This window comes from Curtobacterium oceanosedimentum (genome assembly GCF_040545555.1).
GTDB lineage: Bacteria > Actinomycetota > Actinomycetes > Actinomycetales > Microbacteriaceae > Curtobacterium.
Genome location: NZ_JBEPMD010000003.1, coordinates 231,657 through 258,537, shown reverse-complemented (window position 1 = coordinate 258,537; position 26,881 = coordinate 231,657). Strand labels below are relative to the sequence as shown.

The 26,881-nt window shown below is 72.2% G+C and carries 27 protein-coding genes; 10 read left to right on the top strand and 17 right to left on the bottom strand.

Annotated elements, in window-relative coordinates:
* Positions 1–9: 9 nt before the first annotated feature.
* The 3 genes from dapA to ABIC52_RS04945 all read right to left on the bottom strand — a co-directional run bounded on the left by dapA (position 10) and on the right by ABIC52_RS04945 (position 2,570).
* Complete coding sequence (gene dapA / locus ABIC52_RS04955; protein WP_209678003.1) at positions 10–987, bottom strand: 4-hydroxy-tetrahydrodipicolinate synthase; 978 nt, start codon at positions 985–987, stop codon at positions 10–12.
* Between the two features lie 237 nt (positions 988–1,224).
* Positions 1,225–1,731, bottom strand: coding sequence for a dihydrofolate reductase (locus tag ABIC52_RS04950; RefSeq protein WP_250366610.1), 507 nt, complete (start codon positions 1,729–1,731; stop codon positions 1,225–1,227).
* Complete coding sequence (locus ABIC52_RS04945; protein ID WP_354026766.1) at positions 1,731–2,570, bottom strand: thymidylate synthase; 840 nt, start codon at positions 2,568–2,570, stop codon at positions 1,731–1,733. The genes ABIC52_RS04950 and ABIC52_RS04945 overlap by 1 nt, the downstream gene beginning before the upstream one ends.
* 73 nt (positions 2,571–2,643) lie before the next feature.
* On the opposite strand from ABIC52_RS04945, the gene ABIC52_RS04940 reads away from it, so the two are divergent.
* A complete protein-coding gene (locus ABIC52_RS04940; RefSeq protein WP_354026765.1) occupies positions 2,644–3,555 on the top strand; it encodes a TIGR01777 family oxidoreductase in 912 nt (303 codons plus the stop codon).
* 91 nt (positions 3,556–3,646) lie between these two features.
* Here ABIC52_RS04940 and ABIC52_RS04935 read toward each other — a convergent pair whose 3' ends face one another.
* Both ABIC52_RS04935 and dapB read right to left on the bottom strand, forming a co-directional pair.
* Positions 3,647–4,114: a tetratricopeptide repeat protein gene (locus ABIC52_RS04935; protein WP_435526064.1), complete on the bottom strand. Its 468-nt coding sequence runs from the start codon at positions 4,112–4,114 to the stop codon at positions 3,647–3,649.
* Positions 4,111–4,863, bottom strand: coding sequence for a 4-hydroxy-tetrahydrodipicolinate reductase (gene dapB, locus ABIC52_RS04930; RefSeq protein ID WP_354026764.1), 753 nt, complete (start codon positions 4,861–4,863; stop codon positions 4,111–4,113). Before dapB ends, ABIC52_RS04935 begins: the two co-directional genes overlap by 4 nt.
* Before the next feature lie 23 nt (positions 4,864–4,886).
* On the opposite strand from dapB, the gene ABIC52_RS04925 reads away from it, so the two are divergent.
* Complete coding sequence (locus ABIC52_RS04925; RefSeq protein ID WP_209677994.1) at positions 4,887–5,429, top strand: GNAT family N-acetyltransferase; 543 nt, start codon at positions 4,887–4,889, stop codon at positions 5,427–5,429.
* 50 nt (positions 5,430–5,479) lie between these two features.
* On the opposite strand, the gene ABIC52_RS04920 is transcribed toward ABIC52_RS04925, so the two are convergent.
* Both ABIC52_RS04920 and ABIC52_RS04915 read right to left on the bottom strand, forming a co-directional pair.
* Entirely contained in the window at positions 5,480–6,082 is a 603-nt protein-coding gene (locus ABIC52_RS04920; protein WP_126890292.1) for a histidine phosphatase family protein, read from the bottom strand.
* Positions 6,083–6,087: 5 nt separating this feature from the next.
* A complete protein-coding gene (locus tag ABIC52_RS04915) occupies positions 6,088–7,422 on the bottom strand; it encodes a M16 family metallopeptidase (protein WP_126890291.1) in 1,335 nt (444 codons plus the stop codon).
* 245 nt (positions 7,423–7,667) lie between these two features.
* On the opposite strand from ABIC52_RS04915, the gene ABIC52_RS04910 reads away from it, so the two are divergent.
* Both ABIC52_RS04910 and ABIC52_RS04905 read left to right on the top strand, forming a co-directional pair.
* Entirely contained in the window at positions 7,668–8,315 is a 648-nt protein-coding gene (locus tag ABIC52_RS04910) for a TetR/AcrR family transcriptional regulator (protein ID WP_174234672.1), read from the top strand.
* Between the two features lie 103 nt (positions 8,316–8,418).
* Entirely contained in the window at positions 8,419–8,946 is a 528-nt protein-coding gene (locus tag ABIC52_RS04905) for a YbhB/YbcL family Raf kinase inhibitor-like protein (protein ID WP_209677990.1), read from the top strand.
* Positions 8,947–9,128: 182 nt separating this feature from the next.
* Here the strand turns inward: ABIC52_RS04905 and ABIC52_RS04900 are convergent, their stop codons facing one another.
* On the bottom strand, positions 9,129–11,417 hold the full coding sequence (locus ABIC52_RS04900; RefSeq protein ID WP_209677988.1) for a polyribonucleotide nucleotidyltransferase: 2,289 nt from the start codon (positions 11,415–11,417) through the stop codon (positions 9,129–9,131).
* Positions 11,418–11,723: 306 nt separating this feature from the next.
* Here ABIC52_RS04900 and ABIC52_RS04895 point away from each other — a divergent pair, with 306 nt between their 5' ends.
* On the top strand, positions 11,724–12,932 hold the full coding sequence (locus ABIC52_RS04895; RefSeq protein WP_354026763.1) for a coiled-coil domain-containing protein: 1,209 nt from the start codon (positions 11,724–11,726) through the stop codon (positions 12,930–12,932).
* Positions 12,933–12,958: 26 nt separating this feature from the next.
* Here the strand turns inward: ABIC52_RS04895 and ABIC52_RS04890 are convergent, their stop codons facing one another.
* The 3 genes from ABIC52_RS04890 to ABIC52_RS04880 all read right to left on the bottom strand — a co-directional run bounded on the left by ABIC52_RS04890 (position 12,959) and on the right by ABIC52_RS04880 (position 14,551).
* Positions 12,959–13,579, bottom strand: coding sequence for a CE1759 family FMN reductase (locus ABIC52_RS04890; RefSeq protein WP_354026762.1), 621 nt, complete (start codon positions 13,577–13,579; stop codon positions 12,959–12,961).
* 155 nt (positions 13,580–13,734) lie between these two features.
* Complete coding sequence (rpsO, locus tag ABIC52_RS04885; RefSeq protein ID WP_022902140.1) at positions 13,735–14,004, bottom strand: 30S ribosomal protein S15; 270 nt, start codon at positions 14,002–14,004, stop codon at positions 13,735–13,737.
* A gap of 100 nt (positions 14,005–14,104) precedes the next feature.
* Positions 14,105–14,551 (bottom strand): VanZ family protein, encoded by a 447-nt coding sequence (locus ABIC52_RS04880; RefSeq protein ID WP_354026761.1) that lies wholly within the window; start codon positions 14,549–14,551, stop codon positions 14,105–14,107.
* Between the two features lie 103 nt (positions 14,552–14,654).
* Between ABIC52_RS04880 and ABIC52_RS04875 the strand changes: the two genes are divergently transcribed.
* The 3 genes from ABIC52_RS04875 to ABIC52_RS04865 all read left to right on the top strand — a co-directional run bounded on the left by ABIC52_RS04875 (position 14,655) and on the right by ABIC52_RS04865 (position 17,168).
* On the top strand, positions 14,655–15,746 hold the full coding sequence (locus tag ABIC52_RS04875) for a glycoside hydrolase family 6 protein (RefSeq protein WP_354026760.1): 1,092 nt from the start codon (positions 14,655–14,657) through the stop codon (positions 15,744–15,746).
* A 76-nt stretch (positions 15,747–15,822) separates the two neighbouring features.
* Positions 15,823–16,875, top strand: a complete 1,053-nt coding sequence (locus tag ABIC52_RS04870; RefSeq protein ID WP_354026759.1) for a M4 family metallopeptidase — start codon at positions 15,823–15,825, stop codon at positions 16,873–16,875.
* Between the two features lie 17 nt (positions 16,876–16,892).
* Positions 16,893–17,168 (top strand): protealysin inhibitor emfourin, encoded by a 276-nt coding sequence (locus ABIC52_RS04865; RefSeq protein WP_354026758.1) that lies wholly within the window; start codon positions 16,893–16,895, stop codon positions 17,166–17,168.
* A gap of 41 nt (positions 17,169–17,209) precedes the next feature.
* Here the strand turns inward: ABIC52_RS04865 and ABIC52_RS04860 are convergent, their stop codons facing one another.
* The 3 genes from ABIC52_RS04860 to ABIC52_RS04850 form a co-directional block, all read right to left on the bottom strand.
* Positions 17,210–19,456, bottom strand: a complete 2,247-nt coding sequence (locus ABIC52_RS04860; RefSeq protein ID WP_354026757.1) for a HelD family protein — start codon at positions 19,454–19,456, stop codon at positions 17,210–17,212.
* Between the two features lie 133 nt (positions 19,457–19,589).
* Entirely contained in the window at positions 19,590–20,426 is an 837-nt protein-coding gene (locus ABIC52_RS04855; protein WP_354026756.1) for an aldo/keto reductase, read from the bottom strand.
* A complete protein-coding gene (locus tag ABIC52_RS04850) occupies positions 20,426–20,797 on the bottom strand; it encodes an FKBP-type peptidyl-prolyl cis-trans isomerase (protein WP_058728797.1) in 372 nt (123 codons plus the stop codon). The genes ABIC52_RS04855 and ABIC52_RS04850 overlap by 1 nt, the downstream gene beginning before the upstream one ends.
* A gap of 149 nt (positions 20,798–20,946) precedes the next feature.
* Between ABIC52_RS04850 and ABIC52_RS04845 the strand changes: the two genes are divergently transcribed.
* Entirely contained in the window at positions 20,947–22,263 is a 1,317-nt protein-coding gene (locus ABIC52_RS04845; protein ID WP_354026755.1) for an MFS transporter, read from the top strand.
* Positions 22,264–22,462: 199 nt separating this feature from the next.
* On the top strand, positions 22,463–23,551 hold the full coding sequence (locus ABIC52_RS04840) for a YihY/virulence factor BrkB family protein (protein ID WP_126890278.1): 1,089 nt from the start codon (positions 22,463–22,465) through the stop codon (positions 23,549–23,551).
* 19 nt (positions 23,552–23,570) lie between these two features.
* On the opposite strand, the gene ABIC52_RS04835 is transcribed toward ABIC52_RS04840, so the two are convergent.
* The 3 genes from ABIC52_RS04835 to ABIC52_RS04825 form a co-directional block, all read right to left on the bottom strand.
* Positions 23,571–25,055, bottom strand: coding sequence for an aspartate ammonia-lyase (locus ABIC52_RS04835; RefSeq protein ID WP_209677970.1), 1,485 nt, complete (start codon positions 25,053–25,055; stop codon positions 23,571–23,573).
* Between the two features lie 125 nt (positions 25,056–25,180).
* Complete coding sequence (locus ABIC52_RS04830) at positions 25,181–25,477, bottom strand: hypothetical protein (protein WP_354026754.1); 297 nt, start codon at positions 25,475–25,477, stop codon at positions 25,181–25,183.
* A 55-nt stretch (positions 25,478–25,532) separates the two neighbouring features.
* Positions 25,533–26,789: an inorganic phosphate transporter gene (locus ABIC52_RS04825; protein ID WP_250366590.1), complete on the bottom strand. Its 1,257-nt coding sequence runs from the start codon at positions 26,787–26,789 to the stop codon at positions 25,533–25,535.
* Positions 26,790–26,881: the final 92 nt, after the last annotated feature.

Here is a 26,881-nt window from a genome sequence, read left to right as displayed (position 1 = left end):
GCGGTCTTCCTAACGTGTGGTGCCTGGCACCTTCGGCAGTGCGCCGCCGGCCGCCGCGTTGCGGTCGGGGCGGAAGTTCGAGAAGTCGGCGCCGGGGATGTCCCGCACCGCTTCGAGGGAGGTCTCGATGGCGTAGGCCTCGGTGTCCTCGGGGCCGACGAGCGGCAGCCGGACGCGCGGGCTCCCGATGCGGCCGAGCCCGTGCAGGACGTACTTCGCGGCGACGGTGCCGGGGACGTGCGTCATGATCGCGCGGACGAGCGGTTCGACGCGCTTGTGCTCGGCGGTCGCGGTCGCCAGGTCGCCGCGGTTCACGGCGTCGACGATCGTGCGGTACGGCGTGCTCGTGATGTTCGCGGTGACGCCGATCAGACCGGTCGCGCCGATCGACAGGTGCGGGAGCACGTTCGTGTCGTCGCCGGAGAAGTACATGAGGTCGGTGTTGTTCAGCACCCGGGAGACCTCGGCGAAGTCACCCTTGGCGTCCTTCACGGCGAGGATGTTCGGGTGGTGCGACGCCCGCACGATGGTCTCGTACGTGATCGGGATGCCGGTGCGACCCGGGATGTCGTACAGGATCACCGGCAGGTCGGTGGCGTCGGCGATCATCCGGAAGTGCGTGAGGACGCCCGACTGCGTCGGCTTGTTGTAGTACGGCGTGACGATCATCACGCCGTCGGCGCCGGCCTTCTCGCTCTGCTTGTAGAGGTGGATCGCGTGCGCGGTCTCGTTCGAACCGCCGCCCGTGATGATCTTCGCGCGGCCCGCGGCGACGGACTTGCCGACCTCGACCAGCCGGAGCTTCTCGGGGTCGGTCAGCGTGCTCGTCTCGCCGGTCGTCCCGGTGACGACGATGCCGTCGGCGCCGGCGGTGATGCAGTCGTCGATGTGCTGCTCGACGCCGGGCCAGTCGACCTCGCCGTCGGCCGTGAACGGCGTCACGAGGGCGACGAGGACCTGACCGAAGGGATTCTCACGCGGGGACACGCGCACCAGCGTACCGGGGATGTGCGCCGGGGCCGCCGTCCGGTCGGACGGTGCGCGGCTCGCGGACGGTCGGGAGGCGCGGCTCGCCCCCGTCGCGGCCGGTCCCGCCCGGCACCGGCGGCGGTCCACCGCGTCGATCCACGTTCCCGACGTCGAACCAGCGTGAGCGGCTGGTTCGACGTCGGTTCCGTGGTTCGACGCTCCGGCTGGGCCGGGCGCCGCGAGCGGCGCGGCGCGCTACGCGCGGCGGCGCCACTCCAGGAAGCGGTAGCGGGTGCCGTCGACGCGGGACTCCTGCCACGGGCCCTCGTCGGCGAGCTCCCACGCGTCGTCGAGCGCCGGCGCGCGGGTGTCGCCCGGGACCTCGAGGTCGACGATCGTCTCGGAGACCCGGTCGGCGAACGGCAGCGCGTCGGCGTACACCGCTCCCCCGCCGATCACCCACACGGGTTCGTCGGTGTCGAGTGCGGTCGCCAGGTCGTGCACGACCTCGGCGCCCTCGGCCGACCACGAGGCGTCCCGCGTCAGCACGACGTTCCGCCGCCCGGGCAGCGGCCGGAACCGCGGCGGCAGCGAGTCCCAGGTGCGCCGGCCCATCACGACGACCCCGTCACCGGTGACCTGGCGGAAGTGCGCGAGGTCCTCGGGCACGTGCCACGGGATGCCCCCGTCGGCACCGATGACGCCGGACGCCGTGCGGGCCCAGACCATGCCGACGCCACGGACGGGCTCGGTCCAGCCCATCAGACGGCGACCGCGGCCTTGATGGCGGGGTGGTGCTCGTACCCGACGACGGTGAAGTCCTCGTACACGTAGTCGTCGATCGAGTCGCGCGGGGCGATCTCCAGCGTCGGGTACGGGTACGCCGTGCGGGAGAGCTGCTCGCGGACCTGCTCGACGTGGTTGTCGTACACGTGGCAGTCGCCGCCGGTCCACACGAAGTCGCCGACCTCGAGCCCGGTCTGCGCGGCGATCATGTGGGTGAGCAGCGCGTACGAGGCGATGTTGAACGGCACACCGAGGAACATGTCCGCGCTCCGCTGGTACAGCTGGCACGAGAGCTTGCCGTCGACGACGTGGAACTGGAAGAAGGCGTGGCACGGGGCGAGCGCCATCTCCGGCACGTCGGCGACGTTCCACGCCGACACGATGAGTCGACGCGAGTCCGGGTTCGTGCGGATCTGCTCGATGACCTGGGCGATCTGGTCGACGTGCTCGCCGGACGGGGTCGGCCACGAGCGCCACTGCACGCCGTAGACCGGGCCGAGGTCGCCGTCCTCGTCCGCCCACTCGTTCCAGATGCGCACGCCGTGCTCCTGCAGCCAGCGGGCGTTGCCGTCGCCGCGCAGGAACCAGAGCAGCTCGTACGCCACGGACTTGAAGTGCACCCGCTTGGTCGTGACCAGCGGGAAGCCCTGCGACAGGTCGTAGCGGAGCTGCGCCCCGAAGATGCTGCGCGTGCCGGTGCCGGTGCGGTCGCCCTTCGGCGTGCCCTCCTCGAGCACCCGACGCAACAGGTCCTCGTAGGGAGTCGGCACGGCCGGGGTGGGGACGGTGGGATCGGGCTGCACGGTCTCGCTCACACCGAGAGCCTACGTCCACGGAGCGGCGGGACCACGCGGCGAAGCCCGAAGCCGGCTGAGTACCGTGATCCCCATGTCGACCCAGCCGCTCTCGATCCTCGTCGCCGGTGCGTCCGGTTTCATCGGGACCCCCCTCGTCCGTGCCCTGCGCGAGGCCGGACACCACGTCACCACGCTGACCCGCAGCGAACCCCGCACCGCGAGCGCGTTCCGCTGGTCCCCCGGCACCCGGCCGCTCGACCCGGCGGTGCTCGACGGCGCGGACGTCGTGATCAACCTCGCCGGGGCGAACATCGGCAGGCTGCCGTGGACCGCGTCCTACAAGCAGCAGATCCTCGACTCGCGGGTCCAGGCCACCGAGACCCTCGTCGAGGCGATGCGCCACGCTGCGAACCCGCCGGCGCTCTTCCTGTCCGGTTCGGCCTCGGGCGTCTACGGCGACCGTCCCGTGGACGTCCTCGACGACGACGCCGAGGCGGGCACGGGCTTCCTCGCCGACGTCTGCACGAAGTGGGAGGCCGCCGCGACCGCCGCCCCCGAGGGCGTCCGCGTCGTCCTGCTCCGCACCGGCATCGTGGTCGGGCAGGGCGGCGGCGCGCTCGCACCCCTCGTCCCCCTCACGAAGGCGGGGCTCGGCGGGAAGCTCGGCACCGGCGGGCAGTTCTGGCCGTGGATCGCGCTCGACGACGAGGTCGGCGCGATCGTGCACCTCGCGACCAGCCCCGACGCCGCCGACGTGCGCGGCCCCGTCAACCTGGCCGGACCGGAGGCCGCGGTGTCGAACCGCATCACCCGCCGTGTCGCCGACGACCTGCACCGCCCCTACCTGTTCAGCCTGCCGGCCTTCGCCCTGCGCACGCTGCTCCGCGAGGCGGCGGACGAGATGCTGCTCTCCAGCCAGCGGATGGCGCCTCGGAAGCTCACCGAGTCCGGCTACCGGTTCCGGTACGAGCGCTCCGAGGACGCGGTCGACGCCGCCTTCTGACCCGACGACGGGAACGACCCGACGACCGGAACGACCAGACGACCTGACGGACGGGAGGCCAGTGGCGACACCGCCACGGGCCTCCCGTCCGTCAGCGGTTCGCCGTCGCCTTCGCCAGCGCGGTCCGCATCGCCGCCCGCGCCCGCTTGCGGTCGCCGGCAGCGTCGTAGACGATCCCCAGGCGGTACCAGCCGCGCCAGTCCTCCGGGTCGGCCTCGACCGCGTCCCGGTAGCGCGGGAACAGCTCGTCGGCGGCGTCCCGGGTCGGCCGGCCCGACGGGCGGACGGGGACGACCTCGTCCGGGGTCGCGCCCTCCTGCTCGAGCCGGGCCCCGAGCCGGGTGATGCGCACGCCGAAGCGGACCTCGAGCACGAGCAGCAGCGCACCGATCGCGGCGACGACGAACAGCGCGACGCCGATGCCGATGCCGATCGGCTGGCCGGTCTGCACGAACGCGACCGCACGCTGCGCGACGAGTCCGATGTACAGCGCGAGCAGCAGGGTCATCAGCGCCGCCCCCCAGAACGGTGAGCGGAGGGACCGCCAGGTCGAGGTCACGGCTGACCGATGCCGAGGACGCTGCCGAGCCCGACGGTCAGCCCGCGGGCACCGACGACGGCGGACAACGCGGCTCGGATGCCGGCGACGTAGGCCACGTGGTCCGTCGTGTCGTGGCGGATCGTGACGGTCTCGCCCGGGCCGCTGAGCAGCACGTCCTGCACGGCCGTGACGCCCGGCAGACGGAGCGAGTGGATCGGGACGCTCGCGACCTGCTGCCCACGGGCACGCTGGTCGACGTGCGGGGCGTCGACGGGACCGACCTCACGGCGGGCGTCCGCGATGAGCTCGGCGGTCCGGACGGCGGTCCCCGACGGGCTGTCGACCTTGCCCGCGTGGTGGGTCTCGACGATCTCGACGGACGGGAACCACGGCGCGGCGATCGTGGCGAGGTGCGTCGCGAGCACCGAGCCGATCGAGAAGTTCGGGACGACGAGGACGCCCTGGTCGGGTCGTGCCTCGAGTCCGGCGCGGAGCGTCGCCAGGCGGTCGAGCGACCAGCCCGAGGTCCCGACGAGGACGTTCGCGCCGCTCGCCAGGGCGTGCTCGACGATCGCGGGGCTCAGCGCGGGGACGGTGACGTCGACGACGACGGTCGCGCCGCCGAACACCGACGGCGGGGCCTCGTGCACGGCGTCCCGCGAGGACAGCGACGCGACGAGCTCGAAGCCGTCGAGCGACTCCACGACGGAGGCCACCAGGCCCCCGAGACGACCGGTGGCGCCGACGACGGCGACGGGAGTGACCATGGGCTCCATCCTAGGATCGACGCATGCCGCTCCAGGTCAGGTCAGTCCCCGCCGACGCGCCCGAGGTCGACGCCCTGCTCGACGCCTACCTCGACGAGCGCGAGGCGACGTTCCCGAGCGCGCAGGGCTCGTACTCGCGGAAGCGCACCCCGGCCGTCGAGTTCACGGCGCCGGACGGCGTGTTCGTGGTGGCGTACGAGGTGGACGACGACGGGTCGCACCCGGTCGGCTGCGGTGGCCTGCGACGCATCGCTGCCCACTCCGACGACAGTGCCCGCTCGGACGACGACGCCCACCCGGGTGACGCGGACGAGCGCGACGACGCGTGGTTCGAGGTGAAGCACGTCTACGTCTCCCCCGCCGGGCGCGGTCGGGGCGTGGGGACCGCGGTGATGGACGCCCTGGAGCGCGCCGCGCGCGACCTCGGCGCCACGAGCGTCGTCCTCGACACGAACGACTCGCTCGTCGCCGCGGGTGCGATGTACCGGAGCCGCGGCTACCGGCGCGTCGCGGCGTTCAACGACAACCCGAACGCGACCGCGTGGTACCGCATGCCGGTGCGCTGACCGGTGTCGCGCCTCCCGGCCGGACCCGTGCCCCGGTCCGTGGCAGGACGCTAGACGGGCTGTTCGACCGGCAGCCCCGTGCGGAGCTCCACCGGCAGGTGCGCCAGGTCGTTGAGGGTGACCACCTCGGCCGGCTTCGCGGATCGGATCCGGATGATCGTCAGCGCGGTGTGCGCCACGTTCGTGCCCATCCAGCGCCACTCCGGCGCCTGGAAGGCCTCGCGGACGAACCAGCCGATCACCGCGTTGTGGGTGATGAGCAGGTCGTGGCGGTCCTCCCGCGCCGGCGTGAAGAACTCGGCCACGGCGTCGCCCATCTGGGCCTGCCCGGCGACGATCTCCTCTTCGGTCACACCGCCGTACCAGCCCTGGTAGGCGTGCGGCATGTCCGGTGTCGGCCCGGACGGGATGCAGTCGAAGAGCAGCGTCGAGGGCTCGGGCTGGATCGAGGGCAGCCGCTGCGCGAGGTACGCCGCCGTCTCGCTCGGGGCGTCGAGCGGCGAGTGGTACACACCGTCGAAGGGCACCCCGCCGAGCCGGTCGGCCACGAGCACCGCCTGACGCTTCCCGCGTTCGGAGAGCTTGCCGTCACGAAGGCCGTGCTCGGCGTCCTGGTGCTCACCGTGCCGGACGAGGTACAGGTAGTGCGACACGTCCGTCACCCCTCGACGCCGAGGGCCGCTGCGAGCTCGTCCCGCTGCACGGCACCGACCACCGAGGTGATGGTCGGCCGGGTGAGCAGGTCGCGCGCCAGGTCGAGCACGTCGCCGGTGGTGACCCGGTCGACCCGCTGCAGCGCGGTGCCGAGGTCGGTGAACTCACCGGTACCGAGTTCGGACCGTCCGAGCCGCGTCATGCGTGCGTCGGAGTCCTCGAGCGAGAGCGTCAGGGCACCCTCGATCTGCCCCTTGGCACGGCGGAGCTCGTCCTCGGTGATGCCGTCGTCGACCATGCGGGCGAACTCGGCGTCGATGATCTCGACGACACCGGCGACGTTGTCCGGGGCACAGCCCGCGTAGACGCCGAATGCACCGTTGTCGAGGTACGCCGGGGCGAAGGACGACACGGCGTAGGCGAGACCGCGGCGTTCCCGGACCTCCTGGAACAGGCGGGAGCTCATGCCACCGCCCAGCACGGCGTTGAGCACGCTGAGCACCGGGCGGCGGTCGTCGCGCAGGTCGAGGCCCTGGGAGCCGCGGAGCATGCTGACCTGTTCGGTCGGACGGTGCGCGACCGCGAGGCGCGCCACGGCGGGGTCGGCCACCGTCTGCGGCGTCCGTCGGGCGAGCGGCGAGGCCTTCGGGGCGTCGCGGAACACGCGCTCGACGAGTTCGCGGAAGCGGTCGTGGTCCACGGCACCGGCCGCGGTGACGACGATGCCGTTCGGCGCGTAGTGCTCGCGGTAGTGGTCGAGCACCTCGTCGCGCCCGACGGCACGGATGCTCTCGGGCGTCCCTCCGATGGGCCGGCCGAGGGGGTGCCCGTCGAAGGCCGCGGCGAAGAAGGCCTCGCCCGCGACGTCGGCCGGGTCGTCGGCGGCCATCGCCAGCTCCTCGAGGATGACACCGCGTTCGACCGCGAAGGCGTCCGCGTCGAGCACCGAGCCGGTGACCATGTCGCCGATCACCTCGACCGCCATGGGGACGTCGGTGTCCCGGACGCGGGCGTAGTAGCAGGTGTACTCCTTGGCGGTCGCGGCGTTGTGCTCACCGCCCACGGAGTCGAACGCGATGGCGATGTCGAGCGCGCTGCGTCGTCCGGTGCCCTTGAACAACAGGTGCTCGAGGAAGTGCGTCGACCCGAACTGGCCTTCGCGCTCGTCGCGGGAACCGACACCGACCCAGAAGCCGAGGCTGGTCGAACTCGCTCCCGGGACCGACTCGGTCAGGACCCGGACACCGGACGGCAGCACGGATCGGCGGACGAAGGCACCACCGGACGTCAGGAAGGACGTGTCCTGGGCCTCGAGCGGCAACGGCACTGGCTGGTTCATCGCAGGAGAGCCTACTGACCCGTGAGGGCTGGCCATCCAGTTTCCACAGCCTCAAGGCGCGTACCTCGAAGTGGGGTACGGACGAGGAGGATAGAAAGACTCGTCTGTCTGTCCCCCCTGTGGTACAGTCGTCACATCGGGTCGGAAGCCCCCCTAGATTCCGACCCGGTGGCTCGGGACATCAGTCCTGCGCGGCGGAGTCCCCCCACTCCCCCGCGGAGCCGATGAGTCCGAGGAGCAGCGCTGTGACGGTCGATTCCCCCCAACCGACCGTCCAGCGTCTCCCGGGCCCGAGCACGAACCTCGCGTCGCCGGACGGGTCGAGCGTCCCCCCGACTCCCCGCTCCGGCGGCGCGAAGGTCCGCATCCTCGAGACCGCGTCGAAGCTCTTCTACGAGGAGGGCATCCGCGGCGTGGGCGTCGACCGCCTCATCTCCGAGGCGAGCGTCACGAAGGCGACGTTCTACAAGCACTACGGGTCGAAGGACAACCTGATCCTGGCCTACATCCGCGCGCAGGACGAGCGGGTGCAGCAGGCGTTCACGCGACTGGTCGACGAGGCAGCCACCCCGGTGGAAGCCGTCCGCGCCTGGGTCGCAGCGGTCTCCGACGACGTCGGACGCCCGGACTTCCGCGGCTGCGCCTTCCTGAACGCGGCTGCGGAGTACCACGACCCCCGCGACCCGGTCCGCCAGGTCGTCGCCGCACACCGTGACTGGTACACGGAACAGCTCTTCGCGCTGCTGCAGCGCGCCGGACACCCGATGCCGGGCGACGGTGCCGACGAGCTCATGCTCGCGCGCGACGGCGTGATGGCCGGTGCGTACGCCGGCGACGCGATCGCCGCGACGGCAGCGCTCGGACGGGTCGTCGAGCGCGTCATCACGCGCTGACCTCGCTGGCACCACGGCACGGACGGGAGGCGCGGGGCGGCGCCGCCACGCGCCTCCCGTCCGTCCCACCCTCGGGACAGGCCGCGGGTGTTGGCTGGAACGCATGGCCAACGACCCCAACTGGAACCTCCCCGAGGTCCCCACGTTCACCCTGACGAGCCCCGACTTCGCCGACGGTGGCACGCTGCCCGACTGGGCGCGCGGCTCCGACGTCGGTGGCGAGGACCGCTCCCCCGCGCTCGAGTGGTCCGGGGCACCCGAGGGCACGCAGAGCTACGTCCTCACCGTGTACGACCCCGACGCCCCGACCGGCTCGGGCTTCTGGCACTGGAGCCTGACGGATGTCCCGGCGTCGACCACCTCGCTGCCGCAGGGTGCCGGGACCGACGACGCGCTGCTGCCCGCCGAGGCACTGCGACGCCGCAACGAGTACGGCACCGACACCTTCCTCGGCGCCGCTCCGCCCGCCGGCCACGGACCCCACCGCTACGTCTTCACCGTCAGCGCACTCGACGTGCCGGTGCTCGAGGCGCCCGCCGACGCCACCCCGGCCGTCGTCGGCTTCCTGCTCCGGGAACACCTGCTCGGCCGCGCGCAGCTGACCGGCACGCAGGAGACGCCCGCGTCCTGACGCACCCCGCAGGCGCCCCGGGTGCCGAGTCTCGGCCTCAGCGACTGTTCTCGTGCTCCGGGGCCCGAGAACCGTCGCGCCGCCCGAGTCTCGCGCCCACCGAGCGCCGCACACACGGCAACGGCCGCCACTCCAGCAGGAGTGGCGGCCGTTGCGGTGTCAGCAGCGCGAGGCGCGAGGGATCAACCCTCGGCGTTGTCCTCGGTGTGCTTCTCGTGACCCTCGCGGCCCTCGGTGTCGACCTCGTCCGCGACGACCGGCGCGAGCGACAGCTTGCCGCGGTCGTCCACCTTGGTGACCTCGACCAGGACCTTCTGGCCGACGCCGAGGACGTCCTCGACGTTCTCCACACGCTTGCCACCGGCGAGCTTGCGGACCTCGGAGACGTGGAGCAGACCGTCGCGGCCCGGGAGCAGCGACACGAAGGCGCCGAACGTCGCGATCTTGACGACCGTGCCGAGGAACTGGTCCCCGATCTCCGGGTTCGTCGGGTTCGCGATCGCGTTGACCTGCGCGCGTGCGGCCTCGGCCGACGGGCCGTCGACGGCGCCGATGTAGACGGTGCCGTCGTCCTCGATCGAGATGTCGGCGCCGGTCTCGTCCTGGATGCCGTTGATCGTCTTGCCCTTCGGGCCGATCAGCTCGCCGATCTTGTCGACCGGGATGTTGACCGAGATCACGCGCGGGGCGGTGTCGGCCATCTCGTCCGGTCCGTCGATGGCCTCGTTGAGGACACCGAGGATGGCCGAGCGGGCCTCCTTGGCCTGCTTCAGCGCGGCGTCGAGGACCGACGACGGGATGCCGTCGAGCTTCGTGTCGAGCTGGATCGCGGTGACGAACTCCGACGTGCCGGCGACCTTGAAGTCCATGTCACCGAGGGCGTCCTCGGCACCGAGGATGTCGGTCAGCGCCGCGTAGCGGGTCTGGCCGTCGACGGTGTCGGAGACGAGGCCCATCGCGATGCCCGCGACCGGGGCGCGCAGCGGCACACCGGCGTTGAGGAGCGACAGCGTCGACGCGCAGACCGAGCCCATCGACGTCGAGCCGTTGGAGCTCAGCGCCTCGGACACCTGGCGGATGGCGTACGGGAACTCCTCGCGCGACGGCAGCACCGGCACGAGGGCGCGCTCGGCGAGGAAGCCGTGCCCGATCTCGCGACGCTTCGGCGAACCGACACGGCCGGTCTCACCGGTCGAGTAGGGCGGGAAGTTGTAGTGGTGCAGGTAGCGCTTCTTCGTGACGGGCGACAGCGAGTCGATCTGCTGCTCCATCTTGAGCATGTTCAGCGTGGTGACGCCGAGGATCTGCGTCTCGCCGCGCTGGAACACCGCGGAACCGTGGACGCGCGGGATCACGGCGACCTCGGCGTCGAGCGGACGGATGTCGGCGAGGCCGCGACCGTCCATGCGGACCTGCTCGGTCAGGATGCGGCCGCGGACGACCTTCTTCGTGACCGACTTGTAGGCGGCACCGACCTGGCCGACGGCGCTGTCGGGGAGCTCCCCGGCCTCGACCTTGGCGGCGACGGCCTCCTTGACGCGGGCCTTCAGGGCGTCGTCCTTGTCCTGACGCTCGACCTTGCCGGCGATCTGGTAGACGTCCTTCAACTCGTCGAGGGCGAGTGCCTCGACCGCGGAGTAGACCTCGGGTGCGTAGGGCGGGAAGACCGGGTAGTCCTGGATCTCCTTGGCCGACTGCGCGGCCATCTTCGCCTGCGCCTCGACCAGGACCTTGAGGAACGGCTTGGCCGCCTCGAGGCCCTGCGCGACGATCGCCTCGTCGGGCTTGGTCGCGCCGCCCTGGATGAGACCCCAGGCGTGCTCGGTCGCCTCGGCCTCGACCATCATGATGGCGACGTCCTCGTTGCCCTGCTCGTCGGTGACGACACGGCCCGCGACGGTGAGGTCGAAGACGGCGTCGGCCAGCTGCGAGGCCTTCGGGAACGCGACCCACTGGTCGGTGCCGTTCGAGCCCGGGATGAGCGCGAGGCGCACACCGGCGATCGGGCCGGAGAACGGCAGACCGGAGATCTGGGTCGACGCGGACGCCGCGTTGATCGCGAGCGCGTCGTAGAACTCGTCCGGCGCGATGCTCAGGACGGTGATGACGATCTGGACCTCGTTGCGCAGGCCGTCGACGAACGACGGACGCAGCGGCCGGTCGATCAGTCGGCAGACGAGGATCGCCTCGGTACTCGGACGGCCTTCGCGACGGAAGAACGAGCCGGGGATCTTGCCGGCGGCGTACGAGCGCTCCTCGACGTCGACCGTCAGCGGGAAGAAGTCGAAGCCCTCGCGCGGGTGCTTGCCGGCGCTGGTGGCCGAGAGGAGCATGGTCTCCTCGTCGAGGTACGCGGCGACCGCGCCCTGGGCCTGCTGTGCGAGGCGGCCGGTCTCGAACCGGACGACGCGCTTGCCGAACTTGCCGTTGTCGATGACGGCTTCGGCGAACTTGATCTCGGGACCCTCCAAAAGGGTGCCTCCTTGACGTGTTCGGCAGACCTGGGCGACGGCACTCGTGGTGCGTGCGCGCCGAGAGGTCGGGGCGCATGTCTGGCCAGCAGTAGAAGCACTCGGGACTCCGAACGGCCCGCGAGCCACCACCGATGACCAGCTCCGTGCCCGGTCTGCGCAGTGTTGTGTGCCAGCTCCGCGAGTGTGACGTCCGGAGCGTGACGTCCGGAGAACGGTCCCCGGACGATGAGGACTTTACCAGTCCTCAGGCGCCGGGCGGGTGTTGCTCCTGGCGAACGGGCGTGTCCCCGGTAGCCTGCCGCCATGCGCACCAGCCCCTCCCGGTCCGTGCTCGTCGCGACCGCCGTGGTCGTGGGCGCGCTCGTCGCACCGGTCGCCACCGCCCTGCCCGCGGACGCCGCGACGCCGCAGTACCCCACCTGGCAGGACGTGCAGCAGGCGAAGGGGAACGAGGAGGCCGCCGCCGCCGAGGTGACGAAGGTGCAGGCGGCGCTGCAGTCGGTGCAGGCCGACGCCGCCGCGAAGTCGCAGACAGCCCTCGACGCCTCCGCGGCCGCCGACCGCGCCGAGGCGGACCTCGCTTCGGCGACGCAGACCGCCTCGACCCTGCGGACCCAGGCCGACGACGCCGAGCGCACCGCCGCCCAGGCGCAGGACCGAGCCGGGCAGTTGGCCGCGACGCTCTACCGCGACGGCAGCCAGAACGCCATGACGACCCGCATCGCCACCACGCAGGACCCGGACCAGCTGCTCTACCAGCTCGGTGCGGTCGACCAGCTCTCGAGCACGTGGCAGGGCGTGCTGGAGGACGCCTCGGTCGCCGGCCACACCGCGGAGTCGCTGCACGACCAGGCCGAGCGCGCCGAGTCCGAGCGGAGCAGCCTCGCTGCCGCGGCCGAGCAGCGCTCCGCCACGGCCCGCTCCGCATCCGACGCAGCCGCACGGGCCGTCGCGGACACGCAGCAGCACAGCGACGAGCTGTACGCACAACTGGCCGCGCTGAAGGACACCACCGCCGCGACCGAGCAGCAGTACGAGCTCGGCGTGCAGGTCGCCGCGCAGCAGGCCGCCCAGCAGCGGGCGCGCGAACGAGCCGCCGCCGAGGCAGCAGCTGCCGCCGCCGCACCGTCGCCGTCGTCCCCGGCACCGACGAGCGGCGGCTCGGACACGTCCTACCCGAGCACGGGCGGGGTCACCGTCGACCCGGCCGGAGCGCAGGCCTACGCCCGCGGCGCCATCGGCGCCTACGGCTGGGGCGGCGACCAGTTCTCGTGCCTGGTGTCCCTCTGGAACCAGGAGTCCGGCTGGCGCGCCAACGCCCTCAACGCCTCGAGCGGCGCGTACGGCATCCCGCAGTCACTGCCGGCGAGGAAGATGGGCGTCGCCGGGGCGGATTGGCGGACGAACGCGGCGACGCAGATCAACTGGGGACTGGCGTACATCCACGACGCCTACGGCTCCCCCTGCGCGGCGTGGAACCACGAGATGAGCGTCAACCCGCACTGGTACTGATCGACCGGCGTCCGGGGGTCGCCCGCTCAGTGGCCGAGGCCACCGAGCAGGGACGCGAAGTCGGTCGGCGCGGCGAGCGCGTCCTGCTGCGGCGTCCGCCGGGAGGCCCGGATCGCCCAGGCCAGGTCGGCTCCGGCCCGGTGGATGCGTGCGTCCAGTGCGGCGGAGTCCGCCTCGCTCCCCCAGTCGTCGGTCGCGGCGAAGACGCCGGTCGGCACCACCGCGGCGCGCAAGTACGCGAACACCGGGCGCAGGGCGTGGTCGATCGCGAGCGAGTGCCGTGCGGTCCCCCCGGTCGCGGCGAGCAGCACCGGCAGGTCGGTCACGCCGTCCTTGTCGAGCACGTCGAGGAACGACTTCGCCAGACCGCTGATGCCCGCGGTGAAGACCGGGGTGACGAAGACGAGCGCGTCGGCCTCGAGCACCGTGCGCTGGGCGGCGGCCAGGCCCGGTGCGGCGAACCCGGTGAGCATCGCGTCGACGATCTCGTGGGCGATCGGACGCAGCTCGACCTGGCGGACGTCCACCGTGCCTCCCGGCTGGTCCGCCGAGACGGCGGCGACCGCTGACGCGGCGAGCCGGTCTGCGAGCAGGCGGGTGGAGCTGGGCTCGGAGAGCCCGGCGGAGACGACGGCGATGGTGGTCATGGCGATTCCCGACTTTCGATGCGTTTGCATGAACATCCTACCGAACCGCGTCGGTGACGCAACCATTCCCGGCCCTCGACAGGCGGTGAACGAGGAACGCCCCGGTCCTCACGAGGAGGACCGGGGCGTTCGGTCACGCAGTGTCTGCGAGTCGACTAGCGACGCAGGCCGAGGCGCTCGATGAGCGCACGGTAGCGGTTGATGTCGACGTCGGAGAGGTAACCGAGGAGACGGCGACGCTGACCGACCATGAGCAGCAGACCACGACGCGAGTGGTGGTCGTGCTTGTGCTCCTTGAGGTGCTCGTTCAGGTCGTTGATGCGACGCGTCAGAACGGCGACCTGGACCTCGGGGGATCCGGTGTCGCCCGGGTGGGTCGCGTACTCTTCGATGATCTCCTGCTTGACCTTCGCGTCAAGTGCCATGGATGATCCCCTTCCTGTCCGTTGCGCGGTGCTCATGCCTGATGCATGGGCGCTCTTTGTCCGCGGCCGTTCGACGGCAACCGGACGAGACTACCAGAGATCAGACGGTGCGGGCGCGCAGGCGCTGCCGTCGCGGCACCGGGAGCAGGCTGCGGACGAGTCCGACGAGCGTGGCGCCGAGCAGCCCGCCGAGGCCGTTCGACAGGACGTCCCGCGGGTCCGCGACGCGGTAGGGCAGGTACGCGGCCTGCGCGAGCTCGATGCCGACCGACAACGCGACCGCGACCACGGCACCCAGCAGCCACCAGCGGCGCGGGAGCCACAGCGCCGCGATCATCCCGACGGGGACGAACATGCCGATGTTCGCGAGGAACTCGACCCGGTCGTAGCTGAACCACGCGCCGTGCGGCAGCTGCTGCAGCCAGGCGATGACGTACAGCACGAGCTCGTCCTGCGCGTGCGTGAAGACCCGCGGCGTCAGCGTCATCCGCCAGATCACCCAGGCGTAGCCGGCGGTGAGGGCGAGCAGCAGGAGCTTCCGGAACATCCGGTCAGTATCACTGCCGGCTCCTGGCAGCGGGCCGCGCTCCACCTGGGCGGACGCCGGGCCACGCTGGCACGACGCCGTGTCCTCCTGCCAGCATGGACGCATGCCGGAGCAGGGGACGGACGGCCGCACCAGGGGCAGCGGACGACGACAGTGGGCGGTGCTCGCCGTGGGAGCCGTCGTCGCGGTGGCCGTCGCTGCGCTCGTGCTCAGCACGGTGACCGGACGCGACGGCGGTCCGGACGGCACCGGCACTCCCGGGGCGACGGCCGGAGGCGGCGGGTCGGGGCGCGCGATCGCGGAGCGCGAGTCCGCCACCGCGGCCTTCCCCGGCGGCCTGGCGCGCCAACCGGAGCAGGACAACCAGGCGGCCCGCCGCGCAGCAGACGCCCGGGCGGACGGCGAGCGCACCACCGCCGACCAGATCGACCAGATCGCGGACCAGCCGGTGGCGACCTGGCTGACGGACCCCTCCGAGTCGGCCACCCGCAGCGTCGTCCGACGGGTCGTGCGGAGCGCCGAGCAGCAGCACCGCACACCCGTCTTCGTCCTCTACGCGATCCCGGACCGCGACTGCGGCAGCTACTCCGCGGGCGGCACCGCCGAGGACGCCTACCTGCCGTGGGTGCGGTCTGCCGTCCGGGCGATGGCGGGGTCGCACGCGGTCGTGCTCGTCGAACCGGACTCGATCGCGCAGATCCACGTCTGCGAGCGCCTCGGCCAGGACCGGCTGCGGCTGCTCGACCGCGCGGTGCACGAGCTCTCCGGGCACGGGCTCACGGTGTACCTCGACGGCGGCAACGAGGACCGGGTGCCCGTCGCCACGATGGCGCGGTGGCTGCGGCAGGCCGGGGTGGACCGGACGCAGGGCTTCGCGACGAACGTCTCGAACTTCTACCGGGTCGACTCGGAACGTGCGTACGCCGACCGGTTGGCGGACGCGATCGGCGGCGACCCGCACTTCGTGATCGACGTCTCGCGGAACGGGCAGGGATGGCGCGGGACCTGGTGCAACCCCGAGGGTGCGGGACTCGGACAGGCGCCGCACGTCACCGGGGGGTCCTCTCGCCTCGACGCCCTGCTGTGGGTGAAGACCCCCGGGCTGAGCGACGGCACCTGCAACGGCGGGCCAGCGGCCGGGCAGTGGTGGGAGTCGTACGCCCTGGCGCTCGTGGCGCACCGCCGGCAGGACTGAGCCGACCGCCCGGCCCGTCGTCGCGGAACGGTGTCGGCACCGCGCCGTCGTCGGTCGTCGGTGGTTCCATGGCGCCATGACCGCCACCCGTCGCCACTCCGTCGTCCCGCCGTACCTGCTGCGCGCCGTCGCCGCCGCGTCGGAGCACCCCCGCGCGGCCTCGGCGGCACGCACCGCCCTCGCCGAGATGGACGTCGTCGCCGCACCGAAGCACGAGCACCGCGTCCGGTCGCAGGGCATCAGCGGCACGGTCGACCGATCGCCGCAGCGCACCGTCGCCGACGCCCACGGCACGACGACCCTGCCCGGCACGGTCGTCCGGCGCGAGGGCGACCCGGACTCGGGTGACGCCGCGGTCGACGAGGCGTACGCCGGCCTCGGCGCGACGCACGCGTTCTGGTTCGACGTGTTCGGCCGGGTGTCGATCGACGGCGCCGGGCTCCCGCTCGACGCCACGGTGCACTACGGGCAGGACTACGACAACGCCTACTGGGACGGTCAGCGGATGGTGTTCGGCGACGGGGACGACGAGGTGTTCCGGCGCTTCACGGTCGCGCTCGACGTCATCGGCCACGAGCTCGCGCACGGCGTCACGCAGTACACGGCCGACCTGACGTACCAGGGGCAGTCCGGCGCCCTGAACGAGTCGGTCAGCGACGTCTTCGGCTCGCTCGTCGCGCAGTACGCCGCCGGGCAGACCGCCGACCAGGCCACGTGGCTCATCGGCGAGGGGCTCTTCACCGACGCCGTGCACGGCGTGGCACTCCGGTCGATGCGGGCGCCGGGGACCGCGTACGACGACCCGGTGCTCGGGAAGGACCCGCAGCCGGCGACCATGGCCGACTACGTCGAGACCACCGAGGACTCCGGCGGCGTGCACCTGAACTCGGGCATCCCGAACCACGCGTTCTTCCTCGCCGCGACGGCGATCGGCGGGTACGCGTGGCAGGGCGCCGGAGCCGTCTGGTGGGACGCCCTGACCTCGCCGGAGACCACCGAGGACATCGACTTCGCCGGCTTCGCCCGGGTCACCGTCGACGCCGCCGCGGCACGATTCGGGCAGGGCTCGACGGAGCACGCCGCGGTCGAGGACGCCTGGCGGAGCGTCGGCGTGCTCACCGGTCCGTGACGGCGTAGAACCGGAGCATGCAGATCGTCGTCCGCCGCAGTGGTGGGTTCGCCGGCCTCTCACGGGGATGGCGGATCGACACCGACTCGTGCGACGACCCGGACGCCTGGGACGACCTGGTCGGCGCACTCCCGCGCGAGGCCCCGGTCCGGCGACGGCACGCGGTGCCCGACGACTTCACCTGGACGGTGAGCGTGGCCCGCACCACCGTCACGATCCCCGGCAGCCAGCTCGACGGCCCGTGGGCCGCCCTCGTCACGCGCGTGCGCGACGAGGGCGAACCCGTCAGCTGAGCGCCGCGCGACCGCCGGCCGCCGCTCCCGGCGGACTCGCGTCAGTCGGTGACGTCGACCACGACCAGCCGTCGCGTCGGCCGCGTCATGGCGACGTACACCGCGGCCGCGGCGCGTGCCGCGTCCGCACCGACCCGGTCGGGGTCGACCAACAGCACGCCGTCGAACTCGAGGCCCTTCGCGTCCGCCCCCGTCAGGACCGTCACCGACCCCGGTCGCGGCGAACCGAGCCCCCGGACGTCCGCGTCGGTCCGCGCCAGGCGCTCGCGCACGGCGGCGACGTCGACCTCGGGGACGATGACGCCGATCGTGCCCGACCCGATCCGGCCGCGCTCGGCCTCGACGCGCTCGGCGACCGTGTCCAGCAGCGCCACGCGGCGCACCGACACGCGGTCCACCGGGTCGCCGTCACGCACGGCCTCGGTCCTGGTGACCGCCAGCCCGGCGGCGTCGGCGAACGAACCCGCGGCCTGCACGATGGACCGCGGGGTGCGGTAGTTCACCGTGAGCTCCTCGATCCGGTGGTCGAGCGGCACCACGGGCGCGCGACCACGACGGCGACGCGCGAGGGCGCCGACGACGTCGTCCCAGGTGCGCGCGGCAGCCGGCGAGGACCCCTGCGCCATGTCGCCGACGATCGTGAACGACCGCAGCGGGTTGCGGCGCGCGAGCACCCGCCACTGCATCGGCGAGAGCTCCTGGGCCTCGTCGACGACGATGTGCCCGTAGGTCCACTCGCGGTCCTCGGCTGCACGCTCGGCCGTGGTGCGCGGGTCGCCGCCCTCCGCGAAGGACCCGGCGACCTGCTCGGCGGAGACGATGCCCTCGACACCCATGTTCTCGATCGCCTGACGGGCGTTCTCGATGTCGCGGTTGCGGCTGGCCTTGGCGGCGCGCTTCGCGGCGCCGCCGGTGGGGTCGAACGGGCCGAGGAGCTCGGCGGCCTCGTCGAGGAGCGGGACGTCCTCGATCGTGAAACCGGCGCCGCGAGGTCGCTGGAGCAGGGCCCGGCGGGCGGGGGCCCAGTCGGGCGTCAGCGAGGCGAGCCAGTTCGGGCGCGCGTAGAGGTCCTCGAGGAACTTCTCCGGCGGGAGCGGCAGCCAGGCGGTGTTGAGCAGGACCCGGGCGTCGTACGAGCTGCGGATGTCCTCGCGCAGGACCTTCTCGTCGGCCTCGTCCACCGTCGTCCCGCGGGCGCGCAGCTGGTCGGCGAGCAGGCGGGTCATCGCGTCGAGGGCGATCTTGTTGAAGGTGACCCGGGCGACGTTGTGCGGCTTCCCACGGTCCTGCGCCCGTTTGAGGGCGTCGGCGACGAGCTGCGGCGGCACCGTGAGCCGCTCCCCCTCGACGTCGAGCACGACCGACTCGGTCGGGACGACCTGGCGGGAGCGGACGGCACGGCGGAGCAGGGACGCCATCTGCGCCGAGCCCTTCACCGCGGCGACGTCCCGGTGGTCGTGCGTCGTCGCGTGCACGCCCGGGTACAGCGACCCGAGCGAGGCCATCACCACGCCGGTCTCGCCGAGCGACGGCAGCACCTGCTCGATGTACGTCAGGAACGCCGGGGACGGCCCGACCATGAGCACGCCGGAGCCCCGGAGCCGGTCGCGGTGCGTGTAGAGCAGGTACGCGGCGCGGTGCAGCGCCACGGCGGTCTTGCCCGTGCCGGGGCCGCCCTGCACGATGAGGACACCCTCGAGCGCGGAGCGGATGATGCGGTCCTGCTCGCCCTGGATCGTCGCGACGATGTCGGTCATCCGCCCGGTGCGCTCGGCGGTGACCGCCGCGAGCAGCGCTCCCTCGCCCTGCAGGTGCGTGCGCTCGTCGTCGTACAGGGTCGCGTCGAAGACCTCGTCCTCGACGTTCACGACCGTGCGGCCCTCGAGCGTCAGGTGGCGGCGGGCGCGCATGCCCATCGGGTGCGCTGCGGTCGCCTGGTAGAAGGCGCTCGCACCGGGGACGCGCCAGTCGAGCAGGAGCGGTCGGTGCTCGACGTCGCGGAGGCCGACGCGGCCGATGTACCGGAACGTGTCGTCGGGCGACTCCGGCTCGGACACCTCGAGCCGACCGAAGACCAGGCGGTCGCCGACGCGGTCGAGCGTGGCGATCGTGTCCTCGTAGAGGCGTGCGTAAGCGTCGCGCTCGCTGCGGCTCTGGTGGTTGCCGCCCACCGCCTGGCGGCGGGTCTCGGCCAGGCGCTGCTCGGCCTCGGCCGTCAGCTCGTCGAGACGGGTGAAGAGACCGTCGACGTAGGTACGTTCGCGGTCGGTCTCGGTCGGTTCGGACACACGCCACCCTTCGGGAAACAGGGGTGTCCAGTGTAGTCCCGCCGGGAGACCACCGGGGGCGACGCGACGCGTGACGGACGGGAGGCACGTGGCGGACCCGCCACGTGCCTCCCGTCCGTCAGGGCGACAGCCCCTACATCTCCTCGTGCGTGTCCGGGTCGCCGTCCCAGAGGCGACCGCGCTCGAGCCCCGAGATCGCGCGGACCTCGTCGTCGGTCAGCTCGAAGCCGAAGACGTCGAGGTTCTCGCGCTGCCGGTTCGCGTCGCCGGACTTCGGCACCGGCACCGCGGCGAGCTGGACGTGCCAGCGCAGCACGACCTGACCGGGCGTCACGCCGTGGGCGGACGCCGCGTCGAGCACGGGCTGCTCGGTGAGCAGTTCGGACTGCTTCGCGAGCGGGCTCCAGCTCTCGGTGACGATGCCGTACTCGGCGTGCACCTTGCGGAGCTCGGCCTGCGGGAAGTACGGGTGCAGCTCGACCTGGTTCACGGCCGGCGCGACGCCGGTCGCGTCGATGATCGCCTCCAGGTGCTCCGGCGTGAAGTTCGAGACGCCGATCGAGCGGACCTTGCCGCTGTCCCGGAGGTCGACGAACGCCTTCCACGTGTCGACGAACTTGCCGACCGAGGGGTTCGGCCAGTGGATGAGGTACAGGTCGACGCGGTCCAGCCCGAGGTTCCCGAGCGTCTCGTCGATCGAGCGGTGCGCCTCGTCGTAGCCGTGGTGCCGGCCGGGCAGCTTCGAGGTGACGACGAGGTCCTCGCGGTCGACCTCGGACTCGCGGACGGCACGACCGACGGCGTCCTCGTTGCCGTAGTTCAGCGCGGTGTCGAGCAGCCGGTAGCCGCTCGTGATCGCGGCGCCGACCGCTGCGGTGCCCTCGTCGCCGTTCAGCCCGTACGTGCCGAGGCCGAGCTCCGGGAAGCGGTGGCCGTCGTTCAGCTCGATGGTGGGCGCGCCGACCTGCATCAGCGGACCCCGAGCAGGTCGATGATGAAGATGAGGGTCTTGCCCGACAGGAAGTGACCGCCGCCGGCGGGGCCGTAGGCGAGCTCCGGCGGGACGGTGAGCTTGCGGCGACCGCCGACCTTCATGCCGGGGATGCCCTCCTGCCAGCCGCGGACGAGCGCCGCGAGCGGGAAGTCGATCGGCTCGCCGCGGTTCCACGAGCTGTCGAACTCCTCGCCGGACTCGTACTCGACACCGGCGTAGTGCACCTTGACGGTCGAGCCGGGCTGCGCGACGTCGCCGTCACCCTCGACGATGTCGGTGATCACGAGCTCGGTGGGGGCCGGGCCCTCGGGGGCGTCGAACTCGGGCTTGCTGTTGAGGTCAGTCATGCCGGTCAGTCAACCAGGTGGGGTGCGGGTGCCTCCCCGGCGGCGCGGATGTCTCGCTCCCCGCGAACGGGCGCCTTCTGTCGGGGTCGACGGACCGTTGCGACGGATTCCGCCCGCTCGCGCGGCAGGAGCACCAGAATGGTTCCACCGTGACACGATCTGACACCGCACCCCGCCGCCGCCTGCTCGCCGACCTCACCCCGCTCCGCCGCTCCCCCGCGTTCGCGCGGCTCTGGGCCGGCACCGCGATCGCCGGCATCGGCACGCAGATGACCACCGTCGCGGTCGGCCTCGAGGTGTACGAGATCACCCGCTCGACCTTCGCGGTCGCGCTCGTCGGCGTCATCGCCCTCGTCCCGATGATCGTCGCCGGGCTCTACGGCGGGATGCTCGCCGACGCCTTCGACCGGCGGCTCGTGGCCCTGGTGTCGGCGATCGTCGCCTGGGCCGCGGTCGCGCTCATCGCCACGCACGCCTGGCTCGGGCTGCAGAGCGTGGCGCTCCTCTACGTCCTCGCGACCGTGAACGCGGTGGCCGCGACCGTGAGCAACGCCTCCCGCTCGGCGATCGTCCCCCGGCTCGTCGGCACCGACCTGCTCCCCGCGGCGAGCGCCCTCGGCGGCATCGCGTCCGGGTTCCAGGTCACCGTGGGTCCGGCGATCGCCGGTGTCCTCATCGCGAGCGTCGGGTTCGCGCCGACCTACACGATCGACGTCGTGCTCTTCACGTTCGCGTTCCTCGGCGTCTTCACCCTGCCGCGGATGGCGGCCGAGCACGACGCACTCCGCCCCGGGCTGCGCTCGCTGGTCGAGGGCGCGCGCTTCCTGAAGCGCTCCCGCAACATCACCATGACGTTCGTGCTCGACATCGTCGCGATGACCTTCGGGCAGCCGCGGGTGCTCTTCCCGGCGATCGGCGCGCTCGTCATCGGCGGCGGGTCGATCACGGTCGGCACCCTGACCGCCGCCTACGCCGTCGGTGCCCTGCTGTCGAGCGTGTTCTCCGGTCCGCTCGGGCACGTGCGCCGCCAGGGCGAGGCGGTCGGTTGGGCGATCACGGCCTACGGCGGAGCGATCGCGGCCTTCGGTGTCGTCATCGCGGCGGCGCACCTGCTCGGGGGTCGCTCCGGCGAGGCGTTCGGCGTCGAGATCCTGCCCGCGCTCGGGCTCGCAGCGCTGTTCCTCGCGGCGGCGGGCGGCGCGGACAACGTCAGCTCGGTGTTCCGCAACACGATCCTGCAGGCGGCCTCGCCCGACGGGATGCGCGGTCGGCTGCAGGGCATCTTCATCGTCGTCGTGACCGGCGGTCCACGCCTCGGCGACCTGTACGCCGGGCTCGTCGTCGCGGCCGGCATCGCGTACCCGCCGGTCATCGGCGGCGTGCTCATCATCGGCCTCGTCGCGCTGCTGCTCCGGCTGGTGCCGTCCTTCCGCCGCTACGACGCGCTCGACCCGCACGCGAACTGACCGGCGGCGCTCGCACCGTCGGGTCCGAGACTCGGCCTGAGCGAAAGTCCTCGGGGTCGTGGGCGCGCGGGACGTCGCCGGGCCCGAGTCTCGTGACGGGACACGACGGAACGGGACGTGAGCGCGCGACGGCCGGGAGGCGCGTGGCGGTGCCGCCCCGCGCCTCCCGGCCGTCGTGGGGTCGGGTACGGTACATCGCATGCCCGACAGCGCCTCGCGCGACCTGCAGCGGACCGGCGTCCGCGCGGTCGTCCGGCGCACCTACCACTCGGTCATCCGCCACCGGGTGGTCGACGCCGCTGCCTCGCTGACGTTCTTCGCCCTGCTGACGGTGTTCCCCGCGGCGCTCGCGGTCGTGTCGGCCCTGTCCGTCGTCGACCGGCAGGGCGACAGCCTGACCGACATCGTCCAGGTGCTCGGGTACATCGTCCGACCCGAGACCGCGCAGCACCTCGAAGGACCGCTGCGGCAGCTCCTGACGCTCGACAACCCGTGGGTGGGTTTCTCGATCGGACTCGTCCTGACGCTGTGGTCGCTCTCCGGGTACGCGACGGCGTTCGGCCGCGCGATGAACACCGCGTACGAGGTCGAGGAGGGCCGGCGCATCTGGAAGTTCCGCAGCATGATGCTCCTCGTCACGCTGCTCGTGATGGTGGGCGGAGCGATCGCGATCGTCATCCTGCTCGGTACGCCCACGATCTCGGCGGCGATCGTCCGACAGCTCGGGTGGGCGCCGTGGATCGACGACCTGTGGAACGTGGCGAAGTGGCCCGTGCTCGCGGTCGTCCTCGTGGTGATGGTGGCCGTGCTGTACTACGCGACGCCGAACGTGAAGACCCCGCAGCTGCGGTGGGTGTCCGCCGGGGCGGCGTTCGCGATCGTGACGTGGGCCCTGGCGACGGTGGGGTTCTCGGTCTACGTCGAGACGGTCGGCAGCGGCGGGAACCGGGCGTACGGCTGGCTCGGCGGCGCGATCCTGCTGCTCGTGTACCTGTACATCTCGAACTTCGTGCTCGTGGTCGGCGGAGAGCTCGACTCCGAGGTCATCCGGATGCGCCAGCTCCTCGCCGGCATCGAGGCGGACGAGTCGATCCGGCTCCCGCTGCGCGACGTGACGCGGAACTTCACGCTCGCACGCTGGCGTGACCAGGACATCGCGGCGGCGCACCAGGTGCGGGTCGCCGCGCAGCAGCGTGCGGAGGACGAGCACGAGGAGCCCTCGCCGACCGAGGAGCACCTGCGCGCGATGTCCCGCCAGGTGCGGGTCGGCGAGCCCCCGTTGCCGTAGGCGCCAGCGCCCGACCTGCTCAGCGCCCGCGCGCGACCCGCTGGGCCTCGGCGTCCAGCATCTCCTCGGTGACGACCGGGATCGCCCCCGTCGCGAGCTCGATGCCCGACAACCGCGCCGGCGACAGGACCCGCTGCACCTGGTCCTCGTCCATCAGGCCCGCCGCCGTGACGAGCGTCGCGATCGGCGTCGAGGTGGTCAGCGCCGTGTGGGCGATCGACGCCGCGGCCGCGTAGCCGATGTACGGCGTCAGCGCGGTGACGACGCCGACGTTGGTGTCGACCTGCGCGGCGAGCTTCGCCTCGTTCGCCTCGATCCCGGTGACGCAGTTCACCCGGAGCGTGACGCACCCGCTCGCCATCCACTGCAGCGACTGCAGGATCGAGTGCGTGATGATCGGCTCGAAGGCGTTGAGCTGCAGCTGACCACCCTCGGCCGCCATCGTCACCGTCGTGTCGGCACCGGCGACGGCGAACGCGATCTGGTTCACCACCTCGGGGATCACCGGGTTGACCTTGCCGGGCATGATCGACGACCCGGCCTGCCGGGCGGGCAGCGTGATCTCACCGAGCCCGGCCTGCGGTCCCGACGCGAGCAACCGCAGGTCGTTGCAGATCTTCGAGAGCTTGGCGGCGCTGCGCTTGACCGTGCCGGACAGCGTCATGAAGGCGCCGGCGTCGCTCGTCGCCTCGATCAGGTCGGGTGCGGTGACGATGTCGAGCCCGCTCGCGACCTGGAGCTGCCGACGGACCTCGTCGCGGTACTGCGGGTCGGCGGTGATGCCCGTGCCGATCGCCGTGGCGCCGAGGTTCGTCTCGGCGAGCAGCGGGGAGACGGTGCGGAGGAGCAGCACGTCCTCCTGGATGGTGTGCGCGAACCCGGTGAACTCCTGCCCGAGGGTCATCGGCACCGCGTCCTGCAGCTGCGTGCGCCCGATCTTCAGCACGTCCTGGAAGGCCCGGCCCCGCTCGGCGAAGGCGTCCGACAGCCGCTCGAGCTCGCCCGTGAGCCGCCGCACCCCGAGGATCATCGCCAGCTTGATGCTCGTCGGGTAGGTGTCGTTGGTCGACTGGCTGCGGTTCACGTGGTCGATCGGGTGCAGGTACGCGTAGTCGCCCTTCTCACGCCCGAGGATCTCGAGGGCACGGTTGGCGAGCACCTCGTTCGTGTTCATGTTCGTCGAGGTCCCCGCGCCGCCCTGCACGACGTCGACGACGAACTGGTCCCGCAGGTGCCCGTCGCGGACCTCCTGCGCCGCCTGGTCGATCGCGTCGGCGCGCTCGGCGTCGAGCACCCCGATCGCCTTGTTCGCCCGGGCTGCGGCCTGCTTCACGGTCGCGAGCGCCTCGATGAGGTCCGGGTACACCGCGATCGGCACCGACGTGATCGGGAAGTTCTCGAGCGCCCGCAGGGTGTTGATGCCCCAGTAGGCGTCGATCGGGACCTCGCGGGATCCCAGGGAGTCGGTCTCGGTGCGCGTTCGTGGTGCTTCGTTGCCGGTCACCCGTCCGAGGCTAGCCCGTCCGGTCGGTCGGGTCCGGCAGGCGGGCGCGCGTGGTGACCGACGACGGACGGGAGGCCCGTGGCGGCGTCGCCACGGGCCTCCCGTCCGTCAGGTGGTGACGACCGTCAGTGGAGCTGCGGGACGATCAGGTAGATGCCGTAGAGCACGGCCAGGCCGGAGACGGCGAAGCACGCGACGGCCAGCGCGCGGAACGCGCGAACGCCGGGCTGCACGGTGCCGGGCTGCGGGAAGCCGGCCGTGGCGGGGCCGACGGTGCCGTCGTCCTTCACGGTGTACTTGCCGGCGCGGGTGTCGGCGGCGCTCCAGAGACGGAGGCCGATCGAGTAGACGAGGACCACGAAGCACGCGGCGACGACCGCGACGATCGCGACGGTCAGGAATGCCCACCAGTCGATGCCCATCAGCGGGCCCCTCCGTCCAAGAAGGCCCAGCAGTGCTTATCAGTGGCGATGCCCATCAGCGGCGTCCTCCGTTCCGTCCGGCCATGCGGCGCAGGGTGCGCTCGCGACTGAGCTCGGCGCGGCGCTCGGCGACCCGTGCGGCACGCTTCTTGCGCTGCATGTCGCGGAGCTCCTTGCGGGTGAAGACCGCGTTGGCGGCCACGTCGACCTCGATCGCCGCAGCCTGGTCGTGCGGCTTCCGCAGCGACCACAGGTAGAGCCCGAGGATGACGGCCGCGCCGACGACCGCGTCGATGACGAGTCCCCCGACGCCGAGCCGGGCGATGCCCGAGGCGACGGCGCCGACGGCCGCGGCGGCCGGCAGGGTGATGAACCAGGCGATGACGATCTTGCCCGCGGTCGACCACTGGATCTTCGAGCCGCGTCGGCCGAGGCCCGCACCGATGATCGAGCCCGACGACACCTGCGTGGTCGACAGCGCGAAGCCGAGGTGGCTCGACGCCAGGATCGTGGCCGCGGTGGACGCCTCCGCCGCGAAGCCCTGCGTGGCGCGGATCTCCGTGATGCCGGAGCCGAGGGTGCGGATGATCCGCCAGCCGCCGGTGTACGTGCCGAGGGCGATCGCGAGCGCGCACGCGACGACGACCCAGAACTGCACGCCCTGGTCCGCCGACTGCGCCCCCGAGGCGATGAGCGTCAGCGTGATCACGCCCATGGTCTTCTGCGCGTCGTTCGTGCCGTGCGCGAGCGACACCATGGAGCTCGTGAACACCTGGCCGATGCGGAAGCCACCACGCTCGTTCGGGAAGACCGGACGGCGGGTCACGCGGTAGGCGATGCGGGTGGCCAGGAGCGACACCAGCGCGGCGATCACGGGCGACAGGAACGCCGGGATGATCACGACGGTCAGCAGCGCGGCGTAGTTCACGGAGTCGAAGCCTGCGCCGACGATCGCGGCGCCGATGAGTCCACCGAACAGTGCGTGCGAGGACGACGACGGCAGACCGCGCAGCCACGTGATCATGTTCCACACGACCGCGCCGATGAGGCCCGCGAAGATCATCTCCGGGGTGATCGCGACGCCACCGGGGCCCTCGTTGATCAGCCCGTGCGAGATCGACGTCGCCACGGCGGTGCTGAGGAACGCACCGACGAGGTTGAGCACCGCGGCGACCGTGACGGCCACCTTGGGCTTCATGGCACCGGTGGCGATCGGTGTCGCCATCGCGTTGGCGGTGTCGTGAAAACCGTTTGTGAAGTCGAAGAAGAGGGCCAACGCGATGACCAGGACGACTATGAGTGTGATGTCCACCGCGGGCAAGTGTCCCAGCCGATCGGCCTCGTGGCAAACCCTGTCGTTCACCTCGCGTTCACCGTGCCTGCGGGATCGTTCAGGGTGCGAAC